Annotated in this window: 18 protein-coding genes and 4 pseudogenes; 12 read left to right on the top strand and 10 right to left on the bottom strand. The window is 57.4% G+C overall.

Features of this window, described 5'->3' with window-relative positions:
- Window positions 1–235 precede the first annotated feature (235 nt).
- From ACR0FE_RS12045 to ACR0FE_RS12030, 4 genes are all read left to right on the top strand, one after another.
- Window positions 236–1,009: a FadR/GntR family transcriptional regulator gene (locus ACR0FE_RS12045; RefSeq protein WP_170611327.1), complete on the top strand. Its 774-nt coding sequence runs from the start codon at window positions 236–238 to the stop codon at window positions 1,007–1,009.
- Between the two features lie 21 nt (window positions 1,010–1,030).
- A complete protein-coding gene (locus ACR0FE_RS12040) occupies window positions 1,031–1,690 on the top strand; it encodes a class II aldolase/adducin family protein (protein WP_480912887.1) in 660 nt (219 codons plus the stop codon).
- Complete coding sequence (locus ACR0FE_RS12035; protein WP_480912886.1) at window positions 1,687–2,313, top strand: class II aldolase/adducin family protein; 627 nt, start codon at window positions 1,687–1,689, stop codon at window positions 2,311–2,313. Before ACR0FE_RS12040 ends, ACR0FE_RS12035 begins: the two co-directional genes overlap by 4 nt.
- Window positions 2,314–2,481: 168 nt before the next feature.
- Complete coding sequence (locus ACR0FE_RS12030) at window positions 2,482–3,162, top strand: GntR family transcriptional regulator (protein ID WP_480813568.1); 681 nt, start codon at window positions 2,482–2,484, stop codon at window positions 3,160–3,162.
- 4 nt (window positions 3,163–3,166) lie between these two features.
- Here ACR0FE_RS12030 and ACR0FE_RS12025 read toward each other — a convergent pair whose 3' ends face one another.
- The 7 genes and pseudogenes from ACR0FE_RS12025 to ACR0FE_RS11995 all read right to left on the bottom strand — a co-directional run bounded on the left by ACR0FE_RS12025 (window position 3,167) and on the right by ACR0FE_RS11995 (window position 10,602).
- Window positions 3,167–4,123, bottom strand: coding sequence for a dipeptide ABC transporter ATP-binding protein (locus ACR0FE_RS12025; protein WP_480912885.1), 957 nt, complete (start codon window positions 4,121–4,123; stop codon window positions 3,167–3,169).
- A pseudogene (locus ACR0FE_RS12020) lies at window positions 4,120–5,097 on the bottom strand (ABC transporter ATP-binding protein). Before ACR0FE_RS12020 ends, ACR0FE_RS12025 begins: the two are co-directional and overlap by 4 nt.
- Before the next feature lie 4 nt (window positions 5,098–5,101).
- Window positions 5,102–6,003, bottom strand: a pseudogene (locus tag ACR0FE_RS12015) (ABC transporter permease subunit).
- A pseudogene (locus ACR0FE_RS12010) lies at window positions 6,003–6,949 on the bottom strand (ABC transporter permease subunit). The pseudogenes ACR0FE_RS12015 and ACR0FE_RS12010 overlap by 1 nt, the downstream one beginning before the upstream one ends.
- Window positions 6,949–8,043 (bottom strand): M24 family metallopeptidase, encoded by a 1,095-nt coding sequence (locus tag ACR0FE_RS12005; protein WP_170611338.1) that lies wholly within the window; start codon window positions 8,041–8,043, stop codon window positions 6,949–6,951. Before ACR0FE_RS12005 ends, ACR0FE_RS12010 begins: the two are co-directional and overlap by 1 nt.
- A gap of 70 nt (window positions 8,044–8,113) precedes the next feature.
- A pseudogene (locus ACR0FE_RS12000) lies at window positions 8,114–9,697 on the bottom strand (ABC transporter substrate-binding protein).
- A gap of 287 nt (window positions 9,698–9,984) precedes the next feature.
- On the bottom strand, window positions 9,985–10,602 hold the full coding sequence (locus tag ACR0FE_RS11995) for a TetR/AcrR family transcriptional regulator (protein ID WP_170611340.1): 618 nt from the start codon (window positions 10,600–10,602) through the stop codon (window positions 9,985–9,987).
- 206 nt (window positions 10,603–10,808) lie between these two features.
- Between ACR0FE_RS11995 and ACR0FE_RS11990 the strand changes: the two genes are divergently transcribed.
- The 8 genes from ACR0FE_RS11990 (at window position 10,809) to ACR0FE_RS11955 (ending at window position 18,700) form a co-directional block, all read left to right on the top strand.
- The gene (locus ACR0FE_RS11990; RefSeq protein ID WP_480912884.1) at window positions 10,809–11,738 is read left to right on the top strand and encodes an AEC family transporter; all 930 of its coding nucleotides are present in this window, start codon (window positions 10,809–10,811) and stop codon (window positions 11,736–11,738) included.
- 103 nt (window positions 11,739–11,841) lie between these two features.
- On the top strand, window positions 11,842–12,675 hold the full coding sequence (gene fghA, locus ACR0FE_RS11985; RefSeq protein ID WP_480912883.1) for an S-formylglutathione hydrolase: 834 nt from the start codon (window positions 11,842–11,844) through the stop codon (window positions 12,673–12,675).
- Window positions 12,676–12,678: 3 nt separating this feature from the next.
- Window positions 12,679–14,136 carry a Si-specific NAD(P)(+) transhydrogenase gene (sthA, locus tag ACR0FE_RS11980; RefSeq protein WP_170611346.1) on the top strand — a complete coding sequence of 486 codons (1,458 nt, stop codon included), beginning with the start codon at window positions 12,679–12,681 and terminating at the stop codon, window positions 14,134–14,136.
- Window positions 14,133–14,588, top strand: a complete 456-nt coding sequence (locus ACR0FE_RS11975) for a YaiI/YqxD family protein (RefSeq protein ID WP_480912882.1) — start codon at window positions 14,133–14,135, stop codon at window positions 14,586–14,588. The genes sthA and ACR0FE_RS11975 overlap by 4 nt, the downstream gene beginning before the upstream one ends.
- A gap of 201 nt (window positions 14,589–14,789) precedes the next feature.
- Window positions 14,790–15,914 carry an MlaE family lipid ABC transporter permease subunit gene (locus ACR0FE_RS11970; RefSeq protein ID WP_480912881.1) on the top strand — a complete coding sequence of 375 codons (1,125 nt, stop codon included), beginning with the start codon at window positions 14,790–14,792 and terminating at the stop codon, window positions 15,912–15,914.
- A gap of 1 nt (window position 15,915) precedes the next feature.
- A complete protein-coding gene (locus ACR0FE_RS11965; RefSeq protein ID WP_480912880.1) occupies window positions 15,916–16,731 on the top strand; it encodes an ABC transporter ATP-binding protein in 816 nt (271 codons plus the stop codon).
- Window positions 16,732–16,736: 5 nt separating this feature from the next.
- The gene (locus tag ACR0FE_RS11960) at window positions 16,737–18,053 is read left to right on the top strand and encodes an MlaD family protein (RefSeq protein ID WP_170611354.1); all 1,317 of its coding nucleotides are present in this window, start codon (window positions 16,737–16,739) and stop codon (window positions 18,051–18,053) included.
- Window positions 18,050–18,700, top strand: coding sequence for an ABC-type transport auxiliary lipoprotein family protein (locus ACR0FE_RS11955; protein WP_170611356.1), 651 nt, complete (start codon window positions 18,050–18,052; stop codon window positions 18,698–18,700). The genes ACR0FE_RS11960 and ACR0FE_RS11955 overlap by 4 nt, the downstream gene beginning before the upstream one ends.
- 14 nt (window positions 18,701–18,714) lie before the next feature.
- Here ACR0FE_RS11955 and ACR0FE_RS11950 read toward each other — a convergent pair whose 3' ends face one another.
- From ACR0FE_RS11950 to ACR0FE_RS11940, 3 genes are read right to left on the bottom strand one after another with little or no spacing between them, the layout of a single operon-like run.
- A complete protein-coding gene (locus ACR0FE_RS11950) occupies window positions 18,715–20,664 on the bottom strand; it encodes a vWA domain-containing protein (protein WP_480912879.1) in 1,950 nt (649 codons plus the stop codon).
- Window positions 20,661–21,200, bottom strand: a complete 540-nt coding sequence (locus tag ACR0FE_RS11945; RefSeq protein WP_480912878.1) for an RNA polymerase sigma factor — start codon at window positions 21,198–21,200, stop codon at window positions 20,661–20,663. The genes ACR0FE_RS11950 and ACR0FE_RS11945 overlap by 4 nt, the downstream gene beginning before the upstream one ends.
- Before the next feature lie 60 nt (window positions 21,201–21,260).
- A complete protein-coding gene (locus ACR0FE_RS11940) occupies window positions 21,261–22,841 on the bottom strand; it encodes an FMN-binding glutamate synthase family protein (RefSeq protein ID WP_480912877.1) in 1,581 nt (526 codons plus the stop codon).
- Window positions 22,842–23,062: the final 221 nt, after the last annotated feature.

Genomic DNA, 23,062 nt, shown 5'->3' with positions numbered 1-23,062 from the left:
AGTCAACTATTTTATTTACCTCTTGGCGTCACATTCTCCGTTTTCGAGCTCAGGCGATTATTCGCTTTCGAAAAGCCGAAATTGATCAAGAAAATCTATTTTATAATTTTTACAAAGATATACGCTGCTCACACCCATCCGTATTTTTGGGTATTTTTCCTTGCATTACAGACCTTCAGTGGTAAATTTTAAAGACAACTGGATTTTTGTGATTTCCGGCAAGCGAGGAAAAGAATTGAGCACCAGCGGGCCTTTTGAACCTGTCGGCCACGAATCAATCGCCGACGCGGTGGTCGAACAAATCGAGACGATGATCGTCGACGGCATCCTCAAGGAAGGGCGCAGATTACCATCGGAACGGGACCTTGCTGAAGCGATGGGCGTATCGCGCCCAAAGCTGCGGGAGGCGTTGCAAACTCTGGAGCAACAGGGGCTGGTAACTGTCCGTCACGGCGAAGGGACATTTATCGCGCCTCTGACCGGACGGGCTATGTCACCCGCACTGCTGTCGCTTTACGCCCGTCATGGCGGCGCATTCTATGACTATCTTGAATACCGACGCGAACAGGAAGCCTTTGCCAGCCGGCTTGCGGCGCAGCGCGCGACACAATCCGACAAGGAACGCATCTCGGACATTATCGCGGAAATGCAGAAAGCCTGGGAAGAAGATGATACCGACGCCAGCCAGGAAGCTGATTTTCGCCTGCACACCGCCGTGGTCGACGCCAGCCAGAACACGACCCTTATTCATATGATGGCCTCGATCTACGATCTGACGCGCCAGGGCGTATTCTACAATCGAAGGTTTTTGCGCACGATGGACGGGACCGGAGAAGTGCTGTTGCAACAGCACAAGGACATTGCGCAGGCTATTCTGGATGGCGACCCGGACAGGGCCGAGGCCGCCGCGCGAAACCATATGGACTTTGTGGAAACGTCGTTTCGGACAGGGCAGGAACAACAGGCCCGGGAAATCAGGGCCGCTAAGCGCCGTCAGTTTTCCAACTGAGCCTGCCAGTGGAGAGCGGATATGGTTGAATTCGAGCAGCAACGCCAATCGGTAATCAAAACCTGTTTGCACCTAGCCGGTGAAGGGTATCTTGCGGGCACCGGCGGCAATGCCTCCTTGCGTCTGAGTGATGAACTATTTGCAATCACACCGTCCGCTACGGAATATCCGTCGCTTACACCGGAAGACATCGCGGTGCTGAGGCTGGATACTTTGGAACAAGTGGATGGAACCAAACCGGCCTCCATTGAAAAAGCGATGCACGCGCAATTGCACCATGCATTCCCCGGCCGCCAAGCCTGCATTCACACGCATCAACCAGTGGCAAGTGCCGTTGCACTGCTGCATCAGCGACTTGAGTGGCCAGAAGGCACGGAAACAGATCTGCACGGGGATCACGTCGGGCTCGCGGAATACCAGTTCTCCGGCACCAAAGAACTGGTCAACACCTTGAAACAGGCTTTGCGCCCGAATGTGTTTTGTTACCTTCTTGCCAGCCATGGTGTCATCGCTTCGGCCTCATCTCTGGAAAAAGGCGCGGAATTGGTGGCTGCGATCGAATTTGCCGCCGCGCAATACCTTGCTGCTTTGATCCGGAATTCCAATGAATTGCCTGAGATGACTCGTCAGTTGGTATCTGAAACGCTGAGCATGGTCCACGAACAAGGGCTCATGTCATGACCCGCAATGTGGACGTCGAACACCAATTGCAGTTGGCTGCGTCTCGCTTGGCGGCCAAAGGCTTGCTGCAATCCGGCGATATGATGTCGATGCGGGTACCTGACGAGAATGCGACGGTCAGCGTACATACGGACGGCTCGTTCAGTCGCAGCGAAATCGAAGCATCCGGAACCACGCATGCGCGTATCTACGCGGCGCGTCCCGATGTCGGCGCGGTGTTGCAGTTCGATCTGATCTGGACCCGCGCCATGCATGAGATGCGCGCCACAATGCCCTCAGTTTTCGATGAACAGATGATCCGATTGGGACGCTCTGTTCCTTGTCTCGGCATCTCAAGCGACGATAACCTTCTGATCCCTGCTATCGCAGGACAAAACAACGCCTTTGTCTGCAACGATACTACGTTTTGCTTCGGAACAGGCCTTGAAAGGTTGTTGCTGAACGCCGAGTTGCTGGAAAAATGCGCTAAAGCCTTTGTACTGGCGCGCGCCTCGGGCCAGCCAGTGCACGAAATTCCCATCGCCGAGCAAGACATGGCCGCAGACCGCCTGAAGAACGAAGAAGACGCTGCAGCCGCGCGGCACAGGCAAGGGCTCTACTCCGTTCTCACCAAGGGTTACTGATCCACCGGCAAAGGTGAAGAGATCGATTGCATCGTTTGCGGCCATCTAATCGCCGACCTCCTGAGGCCAACATTTTGTTACCTGAAACACCTGGCCGTAAAACCTCTTTGAAATTCAGCGCCCATTTTGTATTTTGGATACAAAATCACCCAAGTTCGAGATCAAGCAATGCCCCAAACGCGCGCAATTCCAAGACAAAGCCTACCAGATGTCATCACCAACGATCTGCGCGAAAGAATTCTGAGCGGTGAAATGACCGAGGGTGAAACAATCAGGCAGGAAGCGCTGGCGGAAGAGTACGACGTATCCCGCATGCCCATTCGCGAAGCGCTAAAACGGCTCGACGCCGAAGGGCTGGTACAGTTGACCAACAACCGGGGCGCGTCCGTCACCAGGCATTCGCTGTCCGAGATTGGTGAAATTTTCGACCTGCGCGTTTTGATGGAGGTCGATTTGTTCAAGCGCGCAATTCCACATATGACCGATGCTGATTTTTCAAAATGCGAAAAACTGCTGGATGAGATGGAAAAGTCATATGACGCCTATGATGTCGGGCGGTGGGGCAATCTGAATTATCAATATCACATGGCCCTTTACGCCGCCGCGGGGCGTGCGCTGACGAACGAAATCCTGCAACGGGTCAATCGTCAGTCAGACCGATATGTCCGGCTGCATCTGAGCGTCATGGAGCAGCGCGAGCCCGCCAAAAAGGACCATCAGAAACTGTTAACTCTGGCACGCGAAGGTCGCGCAGACGAAGCATGCGATCTGCTGACCAGACATATTCAGCGCACCAAGGATCAGCTATTGGAAATGGTCGTGGCCAGACGTGCAGCCGAAGACCGCTGACAGATCAGGACAAAGGATAAAGACAGGCGACCTGATGGTCAGTACCGCGCAGACCCGGTGGAGCCGCTCGGCACTGGTCAGTTGCCAGCCAGCATCGCTGGGCAAATGCGCAACCTTTTGGAACGTTCATCGGTGACGGCAGTTCCCCCTCCAGCTTGATCCTTTCCTTGCGGGCATCCGGGTCGGCCCGGGGTGTCGTGGACAACAGCGCCTTGGAATAGGGATGACGCGGGGCGGCGAACAGCTGCTCTTTGGGGGCTTTTTCGACCGCACGGCCCAGATACATGACAATCACGTCATCAGCAAAATGCCTGACAACCGAAAGGTCGTGAGAAATGAACAGGTAAGCCAGGTTCAGCCTCTGCTGCAAATCCACCAGAAGGTTCAGGATTTGCGACTGAATGGAAACGTCCAGTGCCGAAACCGGCTCATCCAGCACCAGAACCTTGGGGTTCAGCATCAATGCGCGGGCAATGGCGATCCGCTGACGCTGACCACCCGAGAACATGTGAGGATAACGATCATAGTGCTCTGGTCGCAGGCCAACCATCTCGATCATTTTCCGCGCGCTGGCTTCGCGATCCGCAGCGGACATATCGGGTCGGTTGATCATCAATGGCTCCTGAAGGATCTGACCGATCCTCTGACGCGGGTTCAAGGAGCCGTATGGATCCTGAAACACGATCTGCACCGTTTCGCGCATTTGCGCCCATGTCGACGGTGTTATGTCGACCCCGTCAATTGTCAGACTTCCCGAAGTCGGCTCTTCGATCATCGTTACCAGCCGGGCCAGAGTTGACTTTCCGCATCCCGATTCGCCGACAACGGCCAGTGTTTTTCCGGGTTTCAGATCAAAATCGACCCCAGACAAGGCTTTGACCGTTGCCGGTCTTGACAACAGCCCGCCCTTGACGGTGTAGAAACGCGCAAGCGCGGTCGCCCGTACGATAGGTGCAGTCATGCGATTTCTCCGGCTGCAATCTTTTCGACATGATGGCATCTCGCCTTGCCGAATGCGTCACCATGCGGTGTCGGGGGTGTCTGGACACAGGTTTCGTCGGCGAAACGGCAACGCGGGCCGAAAAGGCAACCCTTGGGCCGGTCGAACTACCCCGGCACCACGCCGGGAATTGTTGGCAGCGTTTTGGACGTCGCCCGTTCAGGCAGAGCGCTCAGCAAAGCCGAAGTATAGGGGTGGCGCGGCGTGCGGAACAGATCGCCCACCGGCTGTTCCTCGACCTTCTGCCCGGCATATTGAACCTGAACCCGCTCGGCGGTTTCTGCCACCACACCCATGTCGTGGGTGATCAGAACCAGCCCCATGTCCTGCTCGTCCCGCAACCGGACCAGCAGATCGAGGATCTGCGCCTGAATGGTCACGTCCAGCGCCGTGGTCGGCTCATCCGCAATCAGAAGCTTGGGCTTACAAGCGATGGCCATCGCGATCATGACACGCTGATTTATACCACCGGACATCTGGTGCGGAAACGTGTTCAGACGGCTGGCCGGAGCGGGAATACCCACCTGATCGAACAGTTCGATCGCGCGTTCGTGCCGTTCCTTGCGATTCAGTCCAAGATGGATGCGCAGCGCTTCTTTGATCTGGGGGCCGACCGTGAAACAAGGATTCAGCGATGACATTGGCTCCTGAAAGATCATCGCCATATCCTTGCCGATGATCTTGCGCCGTTCGCGGGCCGAAATACCGACAAGATCGCGCCCTTCAAAGCTCATCTCATCAGCCGTGATTGTCGCTGTCCACGGCGACAGGCCCATCAGAGCCAGCATCGACATCGATTTGCCAGAAGCGCTTTCACCCACGATGGCCAGCAACTCGCCCTTGTTGACCGACAGGTCGACACCGTCGACGGCGCGGAACTTGCCCGAGGCGGTAGCGAATTCCACTGTCAGATTGCGGATCTGCAAAAGGCTCATGCGATCAGCTCCGTTTCAGTTTCGGGTCCAGCGCGTCGCGCAACCCATCGCCCATCAGGTTGATGGCAAGTACCGTGATCAGGATGGCCAGACCCGGAAAAGTTACCACCCACCAAGCGCGCAGAATGAATTCGCGCGCTTCGGCAAGCATGGTGCCCCATTCCGGTGTTGGCGGCTGTGCGCCCATGCCCAGAAAGCCAAGAGCGGCCGCATCCAGTATGGCCGTTGAAAACGACAGCGCCGCCTGCACGATGATCGGCGCAAGGCAATTGGGCAGCACCGTGATGAACATCAGCCGCGCTTTGCCCGCTCCGGCCACCCGGGCGGAAGTGACATAGTCTTTCTGGCGTTCCGCCAAAACCGAAGCCCGGGTCAGACGCACGTAATGCGGCTGGAACACGATGGCGATAGCGATCATCGCATTGGTTAGTGACGGCCCGAGGATGGCAACCAGAACCAGAGCCAACAGCAATGACGGGAAGGCCAGAATGATGTCCATCACCCGCATGATCAAAGTGTCCACCCATTTCGGTGCGAACCCTGACAGCAATCCGATCATCACCCCGCCCGACACTGCGACACAGACCACGACAATCCCCACAAAGAAGGAATAACGTGACCCCATGATCACCGTGACAGCATGTCCCGGCCGAGTGGGTCTGTACCCAACGGGAAAGCCCAGCTACCGCCCTCTTGCCAGGCGGGAGGTTGCAGGATGTGTTCGCGGAATTGCTCGGTCGGGTCATACGGGGCCAACAGGGGCGCGAAGGTTGCACAAAAGACAAAGATGGCAAAGACCCACAAACCGATGACCGCGCCTCAGTTTTCGCTAAAATAATACCAGAACTCACGCAGTGCGCTGGGGCGGCTTTCGGATTTGGGTTGGGTTGCGGAAAGCTCGGCCATCACCGCCTCCGGATCTTGGGGTTGATGATGCCGTAAAGGACATCGACCAGCAGGTTCACAAGCATCACGATCACCGCAATCATCAGCAGACCGCCCTGCACCACCGGATAGTCACGGCGGAAAATGCTGTCGACCATCCACTTGCCGATGCCCGGCCAGCTAAAGATCGTCTCGGTCAGGATCGCACCGGCCAACAAGGTGCCGACGGACAGACCGATCACCGTAACCACCGGAATCAATGCGTTGCGCAAGGCATGCAGCCCGTTGATCCGAGCCGGAGACAGACCCTTGGCACGAGCCGTTCGGATATAGTCTTCGCCCAGAACTTCCAGCATCGCGGAACGTGTCTGCCGGGCAATCACCGCCAGGGGGATCGTACCCAGAACGATCGTCGGCAGGATCAGGTGTCGCACGGCTGATCCAAACGCACCCGACTGACCGGACAACAGACTGTCGATCAGCATGAACCCCGTGACACTTGGGAAGTAATACAGCAGATCAATCCGCCCCGAGACCGGTGTCCAGCCCAGATTGCCGGAAAAAACGATGATCAGCAGCAGCGCCCACCAGAAGATGGGCATTGAATAACCCACCAGAGCCGAGGACATCAGTGCCCGGTCAAAGAACTTGCCCCGGTTTACCGCCGCAATAACGCCCGCCGGCAGCCCAAGGACAACCGCAAATATCATCGCGCAGAGCGACAATTCCAGAGTTGCCGGGAACAGGGCAAAGAACTCATCCCAGACTGGTTTTTTGGTGACAAAGCTTTCGCCCAGCCCAGCTTCTCGACCATTTCCTGATAGCGTTCCTCGGTCATGCCGCGTTCACCTGCCATGACAATGATGGGATCGCCCGGAAGAACCCGGATGAACATGAAGGAAATCAGCGTCACACCCAGAAAGGTTGGGATGAACATACCCAGACGGGTGAGAAAATAGCCAAACATCAGCGACCTATGATTCTGAGATCCTTGGGAAAGCTGGTCAATGACCGGCAACCGTCATCCGTCACCAGTACGTCATCTTCAATGCGCACACCGAAATTGTCCAGTTCATAAAGCCCCGGCTCATTGGTCCACACCATGCCAGCACGGATCACCTGATCGTTGCCGCGCATGATATAGGGGGCCTCATGCACATCGCGACCCAGCCCGTGGCCTGTCTTTGTGCGGATACGGTCGGCAAATGGCGAAGCCTCAAGCACGCCTATTACCGCGTCATCTATGTCATGAGCGGTCACGCCTGGACGGCACATTTCGAAACCCTTCAGATTTGCACGCAGCACAGTGTCATAAACCGCCCTGCCCTCGTCCGAGACCTCACCCACAAAAAAAGTACGTGTGATATCCGCTGCGAAGCCGCGCTTGCGGGCCCCGAAGTCGAACAGCAGCGCATCTCCTGACTGTATCTTGTAATCCGCACGCGCCTTGCCATGCGGACGGGCCGAATTGTCCCCGGCTGCCACGATTGGGTTGAATGCCAGCGACTCTGCCCCTTCGGCGAACAATGCCTGTATCAGCGCCTGCTCAACCTGCTTTTCGGTCTGGCCTATGCGCACATTCGCGATGACCTGCTCCAACGCGCGTTCGGAAACATCAATGGCCGCCTGCAAAGCCGCGATATCATCGTCGGTCTTGACGATCCGCAACCCTGAAATCTCACGCTCGCCATCCACGATCTTCAGGTTCGGCATTGCGCGGGTCAGCGCTTTGGACACAAACACTCGCATGACCTGACCTTCCACCGCCACGGACGACAGCGGCATGTGATCGGCCAGCGCCGCAAAAGCACCATCATAACCGGTCTGATCGAACCAGTCGTACACAGCGCCATCAAATCCGACCAGTTCCCACGAACCAAGTTCAAGGTTGGGTACGATAGCTGCCGGTTCACCGTTTGCGGGGATCACAACCAGAAAGGGGCGTTCGTGACTCATGAAAGCCTTGCCCAGCGCGCGGGTGAAATTCGGGCCGGGCACCAGCGCCACGGCATCAACTGACATATCGCGTGCCAGTTGGCTGTATTCGGACAAATCCGGCATTCCGGCCAGTCTCCAATAGCAAGAAAGCCAGAGCCGCCAAATCGGGCGGCTCTGACAAGTGAGTGGTGGTTTATTCGACGCTCACACCATAGAAGATGTGGCCGCCCAGCGGGTGCACCTTGTAACCCTGCACCTTGTTGCTCATCGGCATGTAGACAACCGAATGTGCGATGGTTGCCCACGGCGCCTGATCCTTGAAGACCACCTGCGCGTCTTCGTACAGTTTGGAACGCTCGGCCTGATCAGTGCTTTGCTTGGCTTTCTGGATCAGTTCTTCGAAGGGCTCGTGGCACCATTGTGCGCGGTTGGACGCTTCGCGACCGTCACAGCCCAGCAGCACGGCCAGGAAATTGTCCGGGTCGCCATTGTCACCTGTCCAACCCAGCAGAACCGCGCCATCCCGGTTCAGCTCTTTCGAGCGCGACAGGTACTCGCCCCATTCGTAGGACACGATTTCGACGTCCACACCGACCTTGGAAAAGTCTTCTTGGATCAGCTCGGCCATACGACGTGCATTCGGGTTGTAGGGACGCTGCACAGGCATCGCCCAGACCTTCATCGACAGATCAGACACGCCTTCAGCTTCCAGCATCGCCTTGGCCGCTTCCGGGTCATAGGCGTCGTCTTCGATGGCATCGTTATAGCCCTACATGGTTGGCGGGATCGGGTTCTTGGCCGCTTGGCCCGAGCCCTGGAAGACCACGTCGATGATCGCCTGCTTGTCGATCGCCATGTTCAGCGCCTTGCGCACCTTCGGATTGTCGAACGGCGCCATGGTGGTGTTGTAGGCCAGATAACCAACGTTCAGACCTTCCTGCTCCATCATGTTGATGTCGGCGTCATCCTTCATCGCGTGAATATCGGCAGGGTTCGGATACGGCATCACGTGGCATTCGCCCACTTTCAGTTTCTGATAGCTTACCGACGCGTCCGGAGTGATTGCGAAAATCAGGTTTTCGACCTGAGCCGGGTCTTTCCAGTAATCGGCATTCTGAGCATAACGGATCACCGCGTCCTTCTGATGGGCCACGAACGAGAACGGTCCGGTGCCGATGGGCGCTGTGTTCAGCTTTTCAGGTGTCCCGGCCGCCATCATCGCGTCCGCATATTCCGCCGACAGGATCGAGGCGAAATCCATCGCCATGTTGGCCACAAACGGCGCTTCAGGCTTGGAGAGTGTAAATTTCACCGTATAGTCGTCGATCTTTTCCACCGACTCGACCAGATCCGGCATACCCATACCCTGGAAATACTCCCAGGCGCCGCCCGAGACCTGATTATAGGGGTGGCTTTCTTCTTTCTGGCGCATGAACGAGAATATCACGTCATCCGCGTTGAAATCACGGGTCGGGGTGAACTCGTCATTGGAATGGAATTTCACGCCCTGACGCAGTTTGAATGTATAGACCAGACCATCATCGCTGGCCTCGACACTTTCGGCCAGACCGGGGATCACATTTGTCGTGCCGGTTTCAAACTCGAGCAGTCGGTTATAGATCGGGTGCGAAGAGGCATCAAAGGTTGTTCCGGCAGTAAACAGCGCCGGGTCGAACCCCTCAGGTGATCCCTCAGAGCAATAGACCAGAGTGTTAGCCTGCGCCACGGCACCCGTCAGGGCAATCGCCGTGGTTGCGGCCAGCAATTTGAGTTTCATGAATTTCTCCCAGAAATGGACTTCTCAAGACAATCGCAGGGCTCATTGTCGTCAGAGCATTCAGTGACAGCACAGGTCGATGCGATCTGTCTCAGCAATGTATCCAAAATACAATATCCATTGTCAACTGGCAGGCTGCTGCAAACTTGGTTTTCCGGAAATGCCTTCCGGTTATCCCTATCGAGGAGTCCGATGTCTTTGCGCGACATCAAATGCAGTTTCAGTAAATTGGATTGCGGAATACACCTCCGCGTCGGCATCAGAATCTTTGTGAAATTGTGTGTAAGTCAGGCCCCGTAGCGCGCCATGAACATGTCAACGGCCTGCTGCGCGACTTCATCGATCTCGGCCCGGGTGAAGCTTTTCTGAAAACCAAAAATCGCCCGGGTCCAGATCCGCACCTTGCACAACTCCGAAAATTGTTCGGCGGCGATAAGGACATCGTCGATGGCCAATTCTCCCTTGGACACCGCTTTCTCAAGATACTCCGCCAACTGGCACTGACCATTTCGGGGACCCGCATCATAAAACGCCCGAACCAACTCAGGGAACCTGTCACGTTCAGCAACACAGATCCGAAACATTTGCTGGGCAATATCCGAAACCAGAAATTCGGTTAGCTGCGTCGCTGCGATAGTCAGCACTTCCCTTGCCGGTTTGCTGTCGTCCACCATCGCAACCACACGATCAGCCATGCGGGTACATTCGGTTTGGGCGACCTCCATGAACAGCAGCCTTTTGTCCGGGAAGTAGCTGTACAACGTTGCCTTCGAAACCCCGGCCACCCGAGCTATGTCGTCGACACTTGCACCCTCGAACCCATCCGCCAAAAAAACCTCTCGGGCGCCGCGCAGAACCTGATCGAATTTCCGGCCTGTGCGCAGAATTGTGGCGGCTTGGGTCATGTCTTCTCCTGAAGTGGTGCCTGACCTGAATTTATAAACCGTTCAGTTCAGATACAACGATTCTCGTATTTCCAAGCGGATCAAACCGACAATTGCAACGAACCGAGTGCCATTTCCCCGCTAAAAGCACAACAAGCCTTTCCGAAAATTCGATCTTCATACGCCGAAGGCTTGCGACGCGGAAAATCCGTGCTACCAGTCTGCCCATGGTCGATATTTTCCTGCGCACGCTGCCCTTCTTCGCGATTATCGGCCTGGGATACTGGGCCGGGCGCAGTCGGTTTTTTTCCGAGGAAGCGACCGCATATCTAACCAAGTTCGTTTTCTACTTCGCGCTGTCGGCCATGTTGTTCCGATTTGCGGCCACATTGCCCTTTGCCGAGATTTTCAACGGACGGCTGGTACTGGGATATCTGATCGGCACTGTCACCGTTTACTTGCTGGCCACGTTTGTGGCGTGGCTGCGTGGTCTGGATGTTCCGACCGCCGCGGTCGAGGCGCAATGCGCAGCCATCGGAAATGTGGGCTTTCTGGGTTTACCTATGCTGGCGATGATGTTCGGGCAGGCCGCGATCGGCCCTATCATGCTGGTCCTGACGGTCGACCTTGTGGTGTTTTCGTCGCTGATCGTAATCCTGATCAATGGCGGACGGGACGGTGCGCTGAAACCCGCAACCCTTCGACTGATCGGCATGGGTCTTCTGAAAAACCCGATGATCGTGTCGATCTCTGCCGGTTTGATATGGTCAGCCCTGCAGGTCCCCGTGCCTGCGCCGTTGAATGACTTCCTGACAATCCTCGGAGGTGCGGCGACACCGGGTGCGTTGTTTGCCATCGGCGCATCTTTGGCGGGCAAATCGGCCGAACGCGTGCAAATCGCCGCCTGGCTGAGCTTTTGCAAACTGATTGCGCATCCGATCTGCGTGGCCATTGCCCTGATCTGGCTGATCCCTGTCGCCGCCTTCCCCGCTTCGGTTGCAATCGCCGCTGCCGCCCTTCCTGTTGCAGGCAACGTGTATATGCTGGCAGCCCATTATGGGGTCGCACCGCATCGGGCCTCGGCCGCGATTTTGTTGTCGACGATTACCAGCATCCTGACGATACCGCTTGTCATTGCCTGGGTGGGCACTCCCTGATCTTCACCTTTTCGAAAAATACTCTCGCCGAAGGCACCTGCACTTTACGGCAGGGCCTGTGACCGTTAGCCATGGGTCGAACCCAATACGAGGACAATACCTGATGGAAACCCTTTCCGAGAATGCCTGTTTCGGCGGCGTACAGGGCGTTTATCGCCATGCCTCAGCCGCGTGCAAATGTGACATGACCTTTGGGCTGTTTTTGCCGGCCGAGGCCAAGGACGGCCCGGTTCCTGTCCTGTGGTATCTGTCTGGCCTGACCTGCACCCACGAAAACGCCATGACCAAGGCCGGTGCGCAGGCCTGGGCCGCGAAACAGGGCATTGCCGTGGTATTTCCTGACACATCACCCCGGGGCGAAGGCGTCGCAGATCACGAAGACTATGATCTGGGCCAAGGCGCGGGTTTCTACGTGAACGCAACCCAGACCCCATGGGCACCGCATTTCAACATGTGGGACTACGTTGCCGAGGAACTACCCGCCCTGCTGGCTGAAAACTTCGCCGTCGACAGTGATCGTCAAGCCATCACCGGTCACTCCATGGGCGGGCATGGCGCGTTGACGCTGGCGATGAATCTGCCCGGCCGGTTCCGGTCGGTTTCGGCTTTTGCACCAATCTCCAACCCGACTGGCGCAGATTGGGGCCGCAAGCAGCTTGGCGCTTATCTGGGCGATGATGAAGCGGTTTGGGCCAAACATGATGCGTCCTTGCTGATGAAGGAAAAGGGCTTTGACGGCCCAATCCTAATCGATACCGGAACCGATGATCAGTTCATCGATCTTCTGCGCCCGGAAAAGCTGGCGCAGGCCATCGCCGAGCGCCGTCAACAGGCGATCTGCCGCCTGCAACCTAGTTATGATCATTCGTATTTCTTCGTGTCCACATTCATGGAAGACCACATAACCTTCCATGCCGAGGCCCTGTACGGAGACTGAGGAATGAGCAAGTTTGACTATGACCTGATCATCATCGGGTCCGGCCCTTCGGGTCGTGCTGCGGCAATTCAGGCGGGCAAACTGCAACGCCGTGTTCTGGTGATCGACCGCAAGGACCGGTTGGGAGGTGTTTCCGTTCACACTGGAACAATCCCGTCAAAGACCTTGCGCGAAACTGTTCTGAACCTGTCCGGCTGGCGCGAGCGCAGCTTTTACGGGCGCTCCTACCGGGTCAAGGACCAGATCCGCGCCGAGGATCTGAAGGCGCGATTGCACATGACTTTGGACCACGAGGTCGATGTGCTGGAGCACCAGTTCAACCGCAACCACGTGGAGACCCTGAACGGTCTGGCGAAATTCATCGGCCCGCACGAGCTTGAAGTTGCGACCGACGCGGGCGAAACAACGCGACTGACCGCCGCCAAATTTCTGATTGCCACGGGCACCAAAACATATCGCCCCGATTACGTTCCCTTCAACGGCAGAACGGTTGTCGATGGCGACGAGTTTTTGGAGATGGCCGAAATTCCACGTTCACTCTGCGTGATCGGTGCCGGGGTTATCGGTGTGGAATACGCCACCATGTTTTCGGCTCTGGACGTGCGTGTCACTCTGATCGAACCGCGCGAGACGTTCCTCGACTTCATCGACAAGCGCCTAATTCACGACTTCACCCATCAGATTCGCGAAAACGGTGTCGATCTTCGTCTTGGTTCGGCGGTCGAAAAGATCGAGGATGCCGGCGGGCATGTCGAGATCACGCTGGACAATGGACGCCACGTTCGGGCCGAGATGCTGCTGTTTGCCGCCGGTCGCATGGGCGCGACCTCGGCCCTTAATCTGGACGCGGTCGGGCTGGCAACCGACCATCGCAACCGGATTGAAGTGAATCGGAAAACCTATCAGACCGCTGTGCCCCATATCTATGCCACCGGCGATGTGATCGGGCATCCGTCGCTGGCCTCGACCTCGTTGCAACAGGGCCGCGTCGCCGCCTGTCACGCACTCGAAACGCCCACACTGCCGGAAAGCCCCTGGTATCCATACGGCATCTATTCTGTCCCCGAGATTTCCACCTGCGGCATGTCCGAGGAAGAGTTGCAGGAACGCGGCATTCCCTACGAAGTCGGCGTGGCGCGATTCCGTGAGACTTCGCGCGGGCATATCATGGGGCTCGAGCATGGCATGTTGAAAATGCTGTTCTCGTTGAAAACCCGCCGGGTTCTGGGGGTTCAGATCGTCGGCGAAGGTGCGACCGAACTGATCCACATCGCACAGGCGGTGCTGAACCTGAAAGGCACGGTGGACTACTTTGTTCAGAACACGTTCAACTATCCGACGCTGGCCGAGGCCTACAAGATCGCCGGTCTGGACGCGTTCAACCGGATGCCCATCCCTGAAGAGTTCAAGGTCCGCAAGAAATCTACTGAACCCTCCAAGAAAGAGGCAACAAAGGCGTGACAACCCTTTACGTCGATGGCGATGCTTGCCCGGTGAAGGCCGAGGCTGAACGAGTGGCCACGCGGCACAAGGTGCCCATGGCGCTGGTGTCGAACGGCGGACATCGTCCATCGGCGAACCCCTTGGTGCAGATCGTCATCGTCGCCGAAGGGGCCGACGAGGCAGACAAGTGGATCGCCGAACGGTGCGGGCCGGGGGATGTGGTGATCACTTCAGACATTCCTTTGGCTGCGAAATGCGTTGAAGCAGGCGCACGGGTTCTGCGCCCCAATGGCGAAGCGCTCACTGCCGCCAATATCGGGCAGCAACTTGCCATGCGGGACCTGATGGCGGATCTGCGGGCCGCCAATCCCCTGGGTTCGGGAGGCGGCGGAAAACCGTTTGGAAAAGCGGACCGGTCGCGGTTTCTGGACGCGCTGGAACGTGAGTTGCGTGCAGCACTCAGGAGTTAGTGCCCTTGCTGGGTGCGGCCACGTTGCAAACGCGCTTCTCTCTGTGGTGTCAGGCGGCACGACGTGCTGGATTTGGGCGGACCGGCTGCGTGACACAATGGAATCCCAAACTGTCACTCTGACGCAATTGCGCCGCGCGAAAACCGGAAGACCCTGCACATTGCCGTTGCAGCGACCGCGCAATTACAATCACATACGCCCATGACTCTGCCAACGATCACATCAGAGCAAAACGGCGACGGCCTGCGCATATCAGTGGCCGGTGATCTGGTGACTCAGTCGTTGGAACACATTGAGCGCGCCTTTGTCGCGATGCCAACGTCAGGCAAAGACGTGATCTTGGACCTGTCAGCCGTTGACTCTCTGGATACCGGCGGCGCATGGCTGGTGGCCGATCTCGCGCGCCGATACAAGGCTGCGGGGGCTGAAACGCAGTTTTTGGGCGCTTCTCCCGCTCATTCCGCGCTGATCGATACCGTATCCCGCAACATGCCGGAAAAGTCCAGCACGGTGGAGGGGCGCCGCAGCTTTGTCGACTGGGTCGGTCATCTGGGCGAGAAAACCGTTGGCGCAGGAAAAGATGCCCTGTCGATTCTGGAATTCACGGGGCTGACTTTGCACCGCCTGACCCGGACACTGGTGAAACCATGGCGCCTGCGCCGCGCGGCATTGGTCACCCATATGGAGGAGACCGGCTTCAAAGCCCTGCCAATTGTTGGATTGATGGGTTTCCTGATCGGCGTGGTTCTGGCGTTTCAGGGGGCGACGCAGCTCAAACAGTTCGGCGCCGAAATTTTTGTGGTCGAACTGATCTCGATCTCGGTTCTGCGGGAACTGGGCATCCTGCTGACGGCCATCATCGTTGCGGGCCGGTCCGGCTCGGCCTTTACCGCGTCTATCGGGTCAATGAAGGTACAGGAAGAAATCGACGCCATGCGCACGTTGGGCCTGGATCCGATTGAGGTACTGGTGGTACCGCGTGTGCTGGCGCTGTTGATCATGTTGCCGATCCTCGGCTTCGTCGCCGACATGGCCGGCCTGATCGGCGGCGCGTTGATGAGCTGGATCGACCTTGGTGTCAGCCCGGGAATGTTTCTGACGCGCCTGAAGGAAAACACAGGTGTCTGGCAACTGGCGGTCGGACTGATCAAGGCCCCGTTTTTCGCCTTTGTGATCGGCATCATTTCCTGCTGGCAGGCAATGCAGGTGAAAGGATCAGCCCAAAGCGTGGGCCAGAGAACAACCGCGTCCGTCGTGCAGTCCATTTTCTTGGTGATCGCCATCGACGCCCTGTTTTCGATCTTCTTCTCCGAGATCGGGGTCTGACATGGACGGTACGGCCCCTCAGAAATCCCAACAGACGAATACGCAGCGCGAAGCGGTAATCCGAGTGCGCGGATTGAGAAACCAGTTCGGACCACAGGTTGTGCATGACGGCCTGGATCTTGATGTTTGGCGCGGTGAGGTACTGGGCATCGTCGGTGGTTCGGGCACCGGGAAATCGGTGCTGTTGCGAACCATTGTGGGGCTGAACAGACCCGCCGCTGGTAGTATCGAGGTTCTGGGTGTCGATGTACTGAACGCACCCGATGAAGAACGTCAACGGATCGAAAAACGCTGGGGGGTGGCCTTTCAGGATGGGGCTTTGTTTTCGTCGCTCAGCGTGCTGCAGAATGTCATGACCCCGCTGCGTGAACACACCGGGATCAGCGAAAAGCTGATGGAAGCACTGGGAAGCCTGAAGATAAGTCTTGTCGGGTTGCCACAACTGAGCTGCGGCAAGTTTCCGTCCGAGTTATCAGGCGGTATGCGCAAACGCGCGGCTTTGGCACGGGCTCTGGCACTGGACCCCGAGATCGTGTTTCTGGATGAGCCGACGGCCGGGCTGGACCCGATCGGGGCTGCTGCCTATGACGATCTGATCGGTGAATTGCAGCAGGCGCTTGGGCTGACGGTCTTCATGGTAACGCATGATCTGGACAGCCTTTATGCGATTTGCGACCGCATTGCCGTGCTTGCAGAAAAACGCGTGCTGGTTGAAGGTCCGATTGAGGATATGGTCAAAGTAGATCATCCTTGGGTGCAGGAGTATTTCACAGGCCCCCGCGCGCGTGCAGCGCAACAGAAGGGGCAGGACAGGTAGAGGCGATGGAAACTCGGGCGAACTATATCCTGATCGGAGCGTTTACCCTGGCGGGCATACTGGGCGTGTTTGGGTTTTTCCTGTGGCTGGCCAAGTTCGAGGTCAATCGCCAATACGCCTATTACGACGTTCTGTTCGAAAACGTGTCAGGTCTGTCAGCCGCTGGCGGCGTCAGTTTCAATGGTCTGCCCGTTGGTCAGGTGGTTTCACTCAGGCTGGATGAGGGTGACCCCTCAAAAGTCCGCGTTAAGCTCGAGGTGGACGCCGACATTCCCGTAACATCGGAAACCGTCGCCCAGCTTCAGTCGCTTGGCGTCACGGGAGTTGGCTATGTCGAACTGACCGGGGGATCGGTCAATGCGCAGCGGCTGCCGGAAAACAGCGTCATCAAAAGCAAGCGCAGCACGATACAGTCACTGTTCGAAGGAGCCCCGAAGGTTCTGGATCAGGCGATCGTGCTTTTGGAAGACCTGAGCGCCGTGGTGGACGAAAAAAACCGCAAGGCAGTCTCGGATATTCTGAACAATCTGGCGTCAGCGTCCGGGCGGCTGGATAACACTTTGTCGGATTTCGAAAGCCTTTCAAAAGACATCAGCGGAGCCGCAAAGAACATCGGCGCGTTTACCGATCGGCTGGACCAGTTGGCAGACACCGCGGACACCACCCTGAAGGCGGGCACGGACACACTGCAAAGCATAAAAACCGCCTCAGACTCAGCTGTCGGCGCATTGGATGAGGCCAAGACAACTCTGGCCACGGCCGATCAGGTGTTGAAGCAGGACATCAAGCCGTTCCTGGATCGTGGCTCACAACTGGCCGAACGTCTGATCGGCCTGTCTGACGAGGGCAGCGTGGCACTGGGCGTAATTTCGGAAACGGTGCTGAACGCAAATTCGACCTTGGCCACGATCTCATCGACAATGGACACGGCCAATGGGGCGCTCGCTTCGGCCGAGCGTGCTTTTGATTCAGCCAACCGTGTCATGGACGAAGATGTTTCGGTCGTCGTGGAAGACATTCGGAACGCAGCCAATCAGGTGGCGGAGACAGTTTCAAATGTCACGGAGCGGATCGACAAGATATCTGACGACATTCTCAATGCCTCGAAATCCGCATCCGAATTGCTGGAAACGATCGATGGCATCGTGCAGGACAACCGCCGGCAGGTCTCGGATTTCCTGCGGGTCGGATTGCCGCAATTCGTCCGCTTCATCGAGGAATCCCAGCGTCTGGTCATCAGTCTGGATCGCCTGGTCGACAAGGTCGAGCGTGACCCGGCGCGCTTCCTGCTGGGCACACAAGCTTCGGAGTTTCGCCAATGATTAAACGCCTCTCTCTGGCTCTGATGATCGGGGCGCTTGGCGGTTGCACGGGGTTGGGCACGCTGAAACAGGCGTCGAAGCCGAACGATCTGTATCTGCTGACGCCCAAAAGCACGTTTTCGTCATCGCTGCCGCGCATCAGCAAGCAGATCGTCGTCGAGGAGCCAACGGCAACGGCGGCCGTCAACACCGACCAGATTGCGGTGCAGCCTAACCCGTTGCAGGTCCAATACCTTCCACGTGCCAGATGGGTCGACCGTGCGCCGTTGATCGTTCAGGCCCTTTTGGTGGAGAGCTTTGAAAACAGCAACAAGGTAGCCGCAGTGGGTCGGTCCACAGTCGGTCTGCGCGCTGATTATGTGATTGTGCCTGATCTGCGCGAGTTTCAGGGGATCGTGGTCGCCGATACCGAAAACACCAAAACCGTGCGTGTCGAAGTGCGGATGAACATCAAGATCATCGATGATTTCGACGACAAGATCATCGCTTCGAACTCGTTCCAGGAATTTGTCGTCTCAGCCAGCGACCAGACGCCAGATCTGGTCGAGGCTTTTGACGTCGCACTGGGAAAAACCATGCGCGACGCCGTGGAATGGAGTGTCCGCAGGATCAACAATCACGCGGCCAGCAACCCCCGCGCATTCTGATCCTGCACCAAAGACTACTCGGACAGCGACTCGGACAGCCGCATCAGCGTCACGGCTTCCGCACGGTAGCCGAACGGGTCATCGCCTTTGGCTGCATTTGCCAGTGAAATGGCGTCGTCGTGGGACCAGGTGCCCAAATATTCACCGCCGCGCAACAACTGGCCAAACCCCGCAATCGCAGTTGAAAAGCGTACATCATCGGTCGGCACCCCCTGCCCCAGCAGAATAGGTTGCTCGATCAGCTGGCTTTGGCTGGCACCCGGGACCTTGTAGCGCAACTTGAAAAACCCGATCTCATCCAAGCCGTCCGGCGCGGTTTCATTTGCATAGCGCAGCGGTCCGTTTCGAATGGCGTCCGAGCCTGTGGGCGTCACCTCGTAGATGGCGGTCACGCTATGGCCCGCACCGATATCTCCGGCGTCCACCTTATCGTTTGAAAAGTCCTCGCGCCGCAGGGCACGGGTTTCATAGCCGATCAGACGGTATTCAGCGATTTGTGCAGGATTGAACTCGACCTGTATCTTGACGTCATTGGCAATGGGGAACAGCGCCCCGGTCAGTTGATCGACCAGAACTTTACGCGCCTCGCCCAGCGTATCGATATAGGCCGCCTGGCCGTTTCCATATTGCGCCAGCGCCTGCATGGTCGCGTCATCCAGATTACCCCGGCCAAAACCAAGCACGCTGAGATAGGTTCCGCTGTCCCGTTTGCGGGCAATGAAATCCTTCAGCGCGTCCGGGTCCGACAAACCGACATTGAAATCCCCATCCGTCGCCAGGATCACGCGCGTGACGTCCCCGTCATCTGCCATGGCCTCGGCAACCTGATAAGCCTGCTGCAACCCCGCCTGACCGGCCGTCGATCCACCCGCCTGCAACTGATCAAGGGCGTTCATGATCTTGGTCCGATCCGCCGCTGTGGTCGGCTCCAGAACCTGACCCGCACTGCCGGCATATGTCACGATCGAGACCTGATCTTCGGGACGAAGCTCGGACAACAATAGGCGGAAGGATTGCTTGAGCAGTGGCAACTTGTTCGGCTGCTGCATGGACCCCGACGTATCGATCAGAAAAACAAGGTTCAGCGGCGGCCGATCTTCAATCTGCGGCAACGCGCCCTGAATACCGATATGCACAAGCTGAGTACCCTCGTTCCAGGGCGTCGGTGTCACCGTGATCGTCGGCCGGAAAGGCGCATCTCCTTCGGGAGCAGGATAAGTGTAGGGGAAATAGTTCACCATCTCTTCGACCCGCACCGCATCTTTGGACGGCAGCCGACCGTTCATCAGAGAGGATCGGACGATGCCATAGGACGCCGTATCCACATCAATTGAAAACGTAGAGACCGGATCGTCAGTGGTGATCTTCAACGGGTTGGTTTCGGTGTTGGAAAATGTTTCTGTGTTTTGGTCTTGTTCGGCAACCGGTGCAAGCATGCGTTTCGCAGAATGTTCGGACGCGCCGGTCGCATATCCCAGGACGACACCGTCAACGAGCGCCTCAGCCATGCCCCTCTCGGGTTTTGCAGACGGCGGCACTAAGGTCTCTGCCTCGGGGATATCGGCAATCGGCTCCTCTAGCAGGGGCTGGGGCACAGCATGGTCAATATCTGCCTCCGGTTTTGAACCCACTTGTGGAGATGACGCGTTGCTTTCGCTGCGGGACAATGGATTGACAACGAGGTCCTGCGCCTGCGGTACGATCAGGATCAGGGCAACAGCGGCTATCGCGGTGGTCGCGGTTAGCGCGCCACGGTGGGAGAGGGCATTCAACATCGATTTCGCTCCTTCAGTCATGCGGGCCAAGAGGCCTCGCTTGACAGTGGGACGCGCCCCGTTGCCCGATCCTTGGACGCGGGAGAATTTTTTTTGCGCCATGGCCAGGTTTTCAGCCCGGCGCCGGGCATCCGGTGCGGGCGTTGCCGCATCCATCAGCGCCTTGAGATCATCCAGATCGTCGGTCATTGCGCCAACTCCTCTTGCCGCATTGCCTTCAGGCGTTTGCGGACATCCGACATCCGCCAGGATATCGTCCCTTCCGAGACACCCAGGACCTGAGCCGCCTCGGCGTGGGTCATTTCATCCTCAAGCGTCAGTGCCAATGTGTCCTGCAGCTCCTGCGGCAGCGACCGCATAGCCCGTTGCAGCCAATCCATGGCTTCTGTGGTTTCTGCCGCCTCCGCGCGGCGCATTTGTTCGACATCGCCCCACCCTGCCGCGGCTTTTTCATGGCTTGCCCGGCGCCGTCGCGCATCTTCTGCCGCGTTGACCACGACGCGGTACAGCCACGTGGTGAACTTTGCCTGTGCCCGAAACCCCTTGATCTTGGCCGGTAGAGCGGCACAGATATCCTGCGTCAGATCCTCGGCCCTGTCCGCGTGACCGGTCAGCCGAAACGCCAATCGGAAGACGAGATCATAGTGGCGCGCCAACAAGGTGGCGAACGCGTTCGCGTCGCCTTTGGCTGCCGCCTTTGCCAGGTTTTCGTCAAACGTCGTCATCCGCATCACGTTGATAAGACGGATACCAGGCGTCAATCCTTGGCGCGTTCCGAAAAAGAATCAAAAATGATCGGCCGAGGCTGTTTTCCAGTCTTCTGCAAACATCTCGGGTATCGCTTCAGTCAGCAGAGCACCGTCGTCGATGAAGGAATACAGTTCGGCATACGTTCGCTCGCACTCATCCGCCGTGCGGCGGTGAATATCCGAAGGACGCAGGTCAGCAACCTTTTCTTTACCCATCGCGCCAAGCAAATCGCGAAAGCTCTCCAACGTGGCGTCATGATACCGGTGAACGCGCTGACGCTTCTGCGGGACGTTCACGGCCCGACCCCGGACCGGATCCTGTGTCGCCACGCCCGAAGGACAGCGGTTGGTGTTGCAGTGCAAGGCCTGGATACAGCCCACCGCGAACATCATGGCCCGCGCCGCGTTACACATGTCCGCCCCCAACGCAAATTTCTCGATCATGTCATAACCAGTCGCTACCTTGCCCGAGCAGATGACGCGTATCTGGTCGCGCAAACCTACGCCGCGCAGGCAGTTGTTCACAAAGATCAGAGCCTCATTCAGAGGCATGCCCAACCGATTGGTAAACTCGACCGGGGCCGCCCCGGTGCCACCCTCCGCACCGTCAACGGTAATGAAATCGGGCAGAATACCGGTCTCCAGCATGGCCTTGCAGATCGCCATGAATTCGGACGGTTTGCCGATGCACAGCTTGAACCCCACCGGTTTGCCACCCGACATTTCCCGCAGGTGCTGAACGAAATGCATCAGGCCCGTCGGGCCTTCAAACGCAGAATGCGTGGGGGGTGAGATGACATCCTGGTGCACCGGAACACCACGAATCTCGGCAATCTCTTCATCAACCTTGGCCGCGGGCAGAACGCCACCATGCGAAGGCTTTGCCCCCTGTGACAGCTTGATTTCTATGGCCTTGACCACCTCTTTTTTTGCTTTTTCGGCAAAGAGATCCTTGTCAAAACCACCCTCCGGGGTGCGGCATCCGAAATAACCGGTCCCGATCTGCCAGATGATATCCCCACCTTCGGCCAGATGGTGCGGCGACAGCCCGCCTTCGCCGGTGTTATGCGCAAACCCACCATCCCTGGCTCCGCCGTTCAGCGCCCGGATCGCGTTGGCGCTGAGGGCCCCAAAGCTCATGGCAGAAACATTCAGTCGGGACGCGCTGTAGGGTTGGTCACATTGCGGCCCGCCCAGCGTCACCCTCTCCTCGCTTTCGGGCACGTGTTTGGGTGCCAGTGAATGCGCCGCGCGAGTGTAGCCAACAGTGAGGATATCGTATTGTGTCCCGAAGGCCTGCGTATCCACCTGACCCTTGGCGCGGGAATAGACCAACGACCGGACGATCCGGTTGTAAGGCCGACCGCTTTCATTGGTTTCCACGAAATACTGGCGGATTTCCGGGCTTACGAATTCCAGCATATAGCGGAAGTGCCCAAGGACCGGATAGTTGTTCAGCACATTGTGCCGGGTTGTCATCAAGTCATATGCCCCAACCGCGGCATAGGGCACCAGCAGGACCAGCAGCCAATGGATCGGAGACCAGAAAAATCCCAGCAGCAGGGTCAACGGCAAAACGACGCAACTGAGCACGAAATAAAGCCTGCGAACGATCATTTTCGGTCTCCTTGCGCTTGGCGGGCCGGGGTTTGCTTGGCTTAACGAGAGGCTTTTTGGTTATGGATTGCAAGCCCTTGTATGTCCTGCATTCTGATCAGACGGAAATGTGATGATCCGCGATGGGTCCCGACTTTGGTTGATCCCACACCTGCCAGTCTGTATGCCAAACAGACACCAGAACAGGCCCGACCCTTGGCAGAGCGAGCGAAACAGGCAAC

Source organism: Ruegeria sp. K7, assembly GCF_056531785.1.
This window is presented reverse-complemented; position numbering and strand designations above follow the sequence as displayed.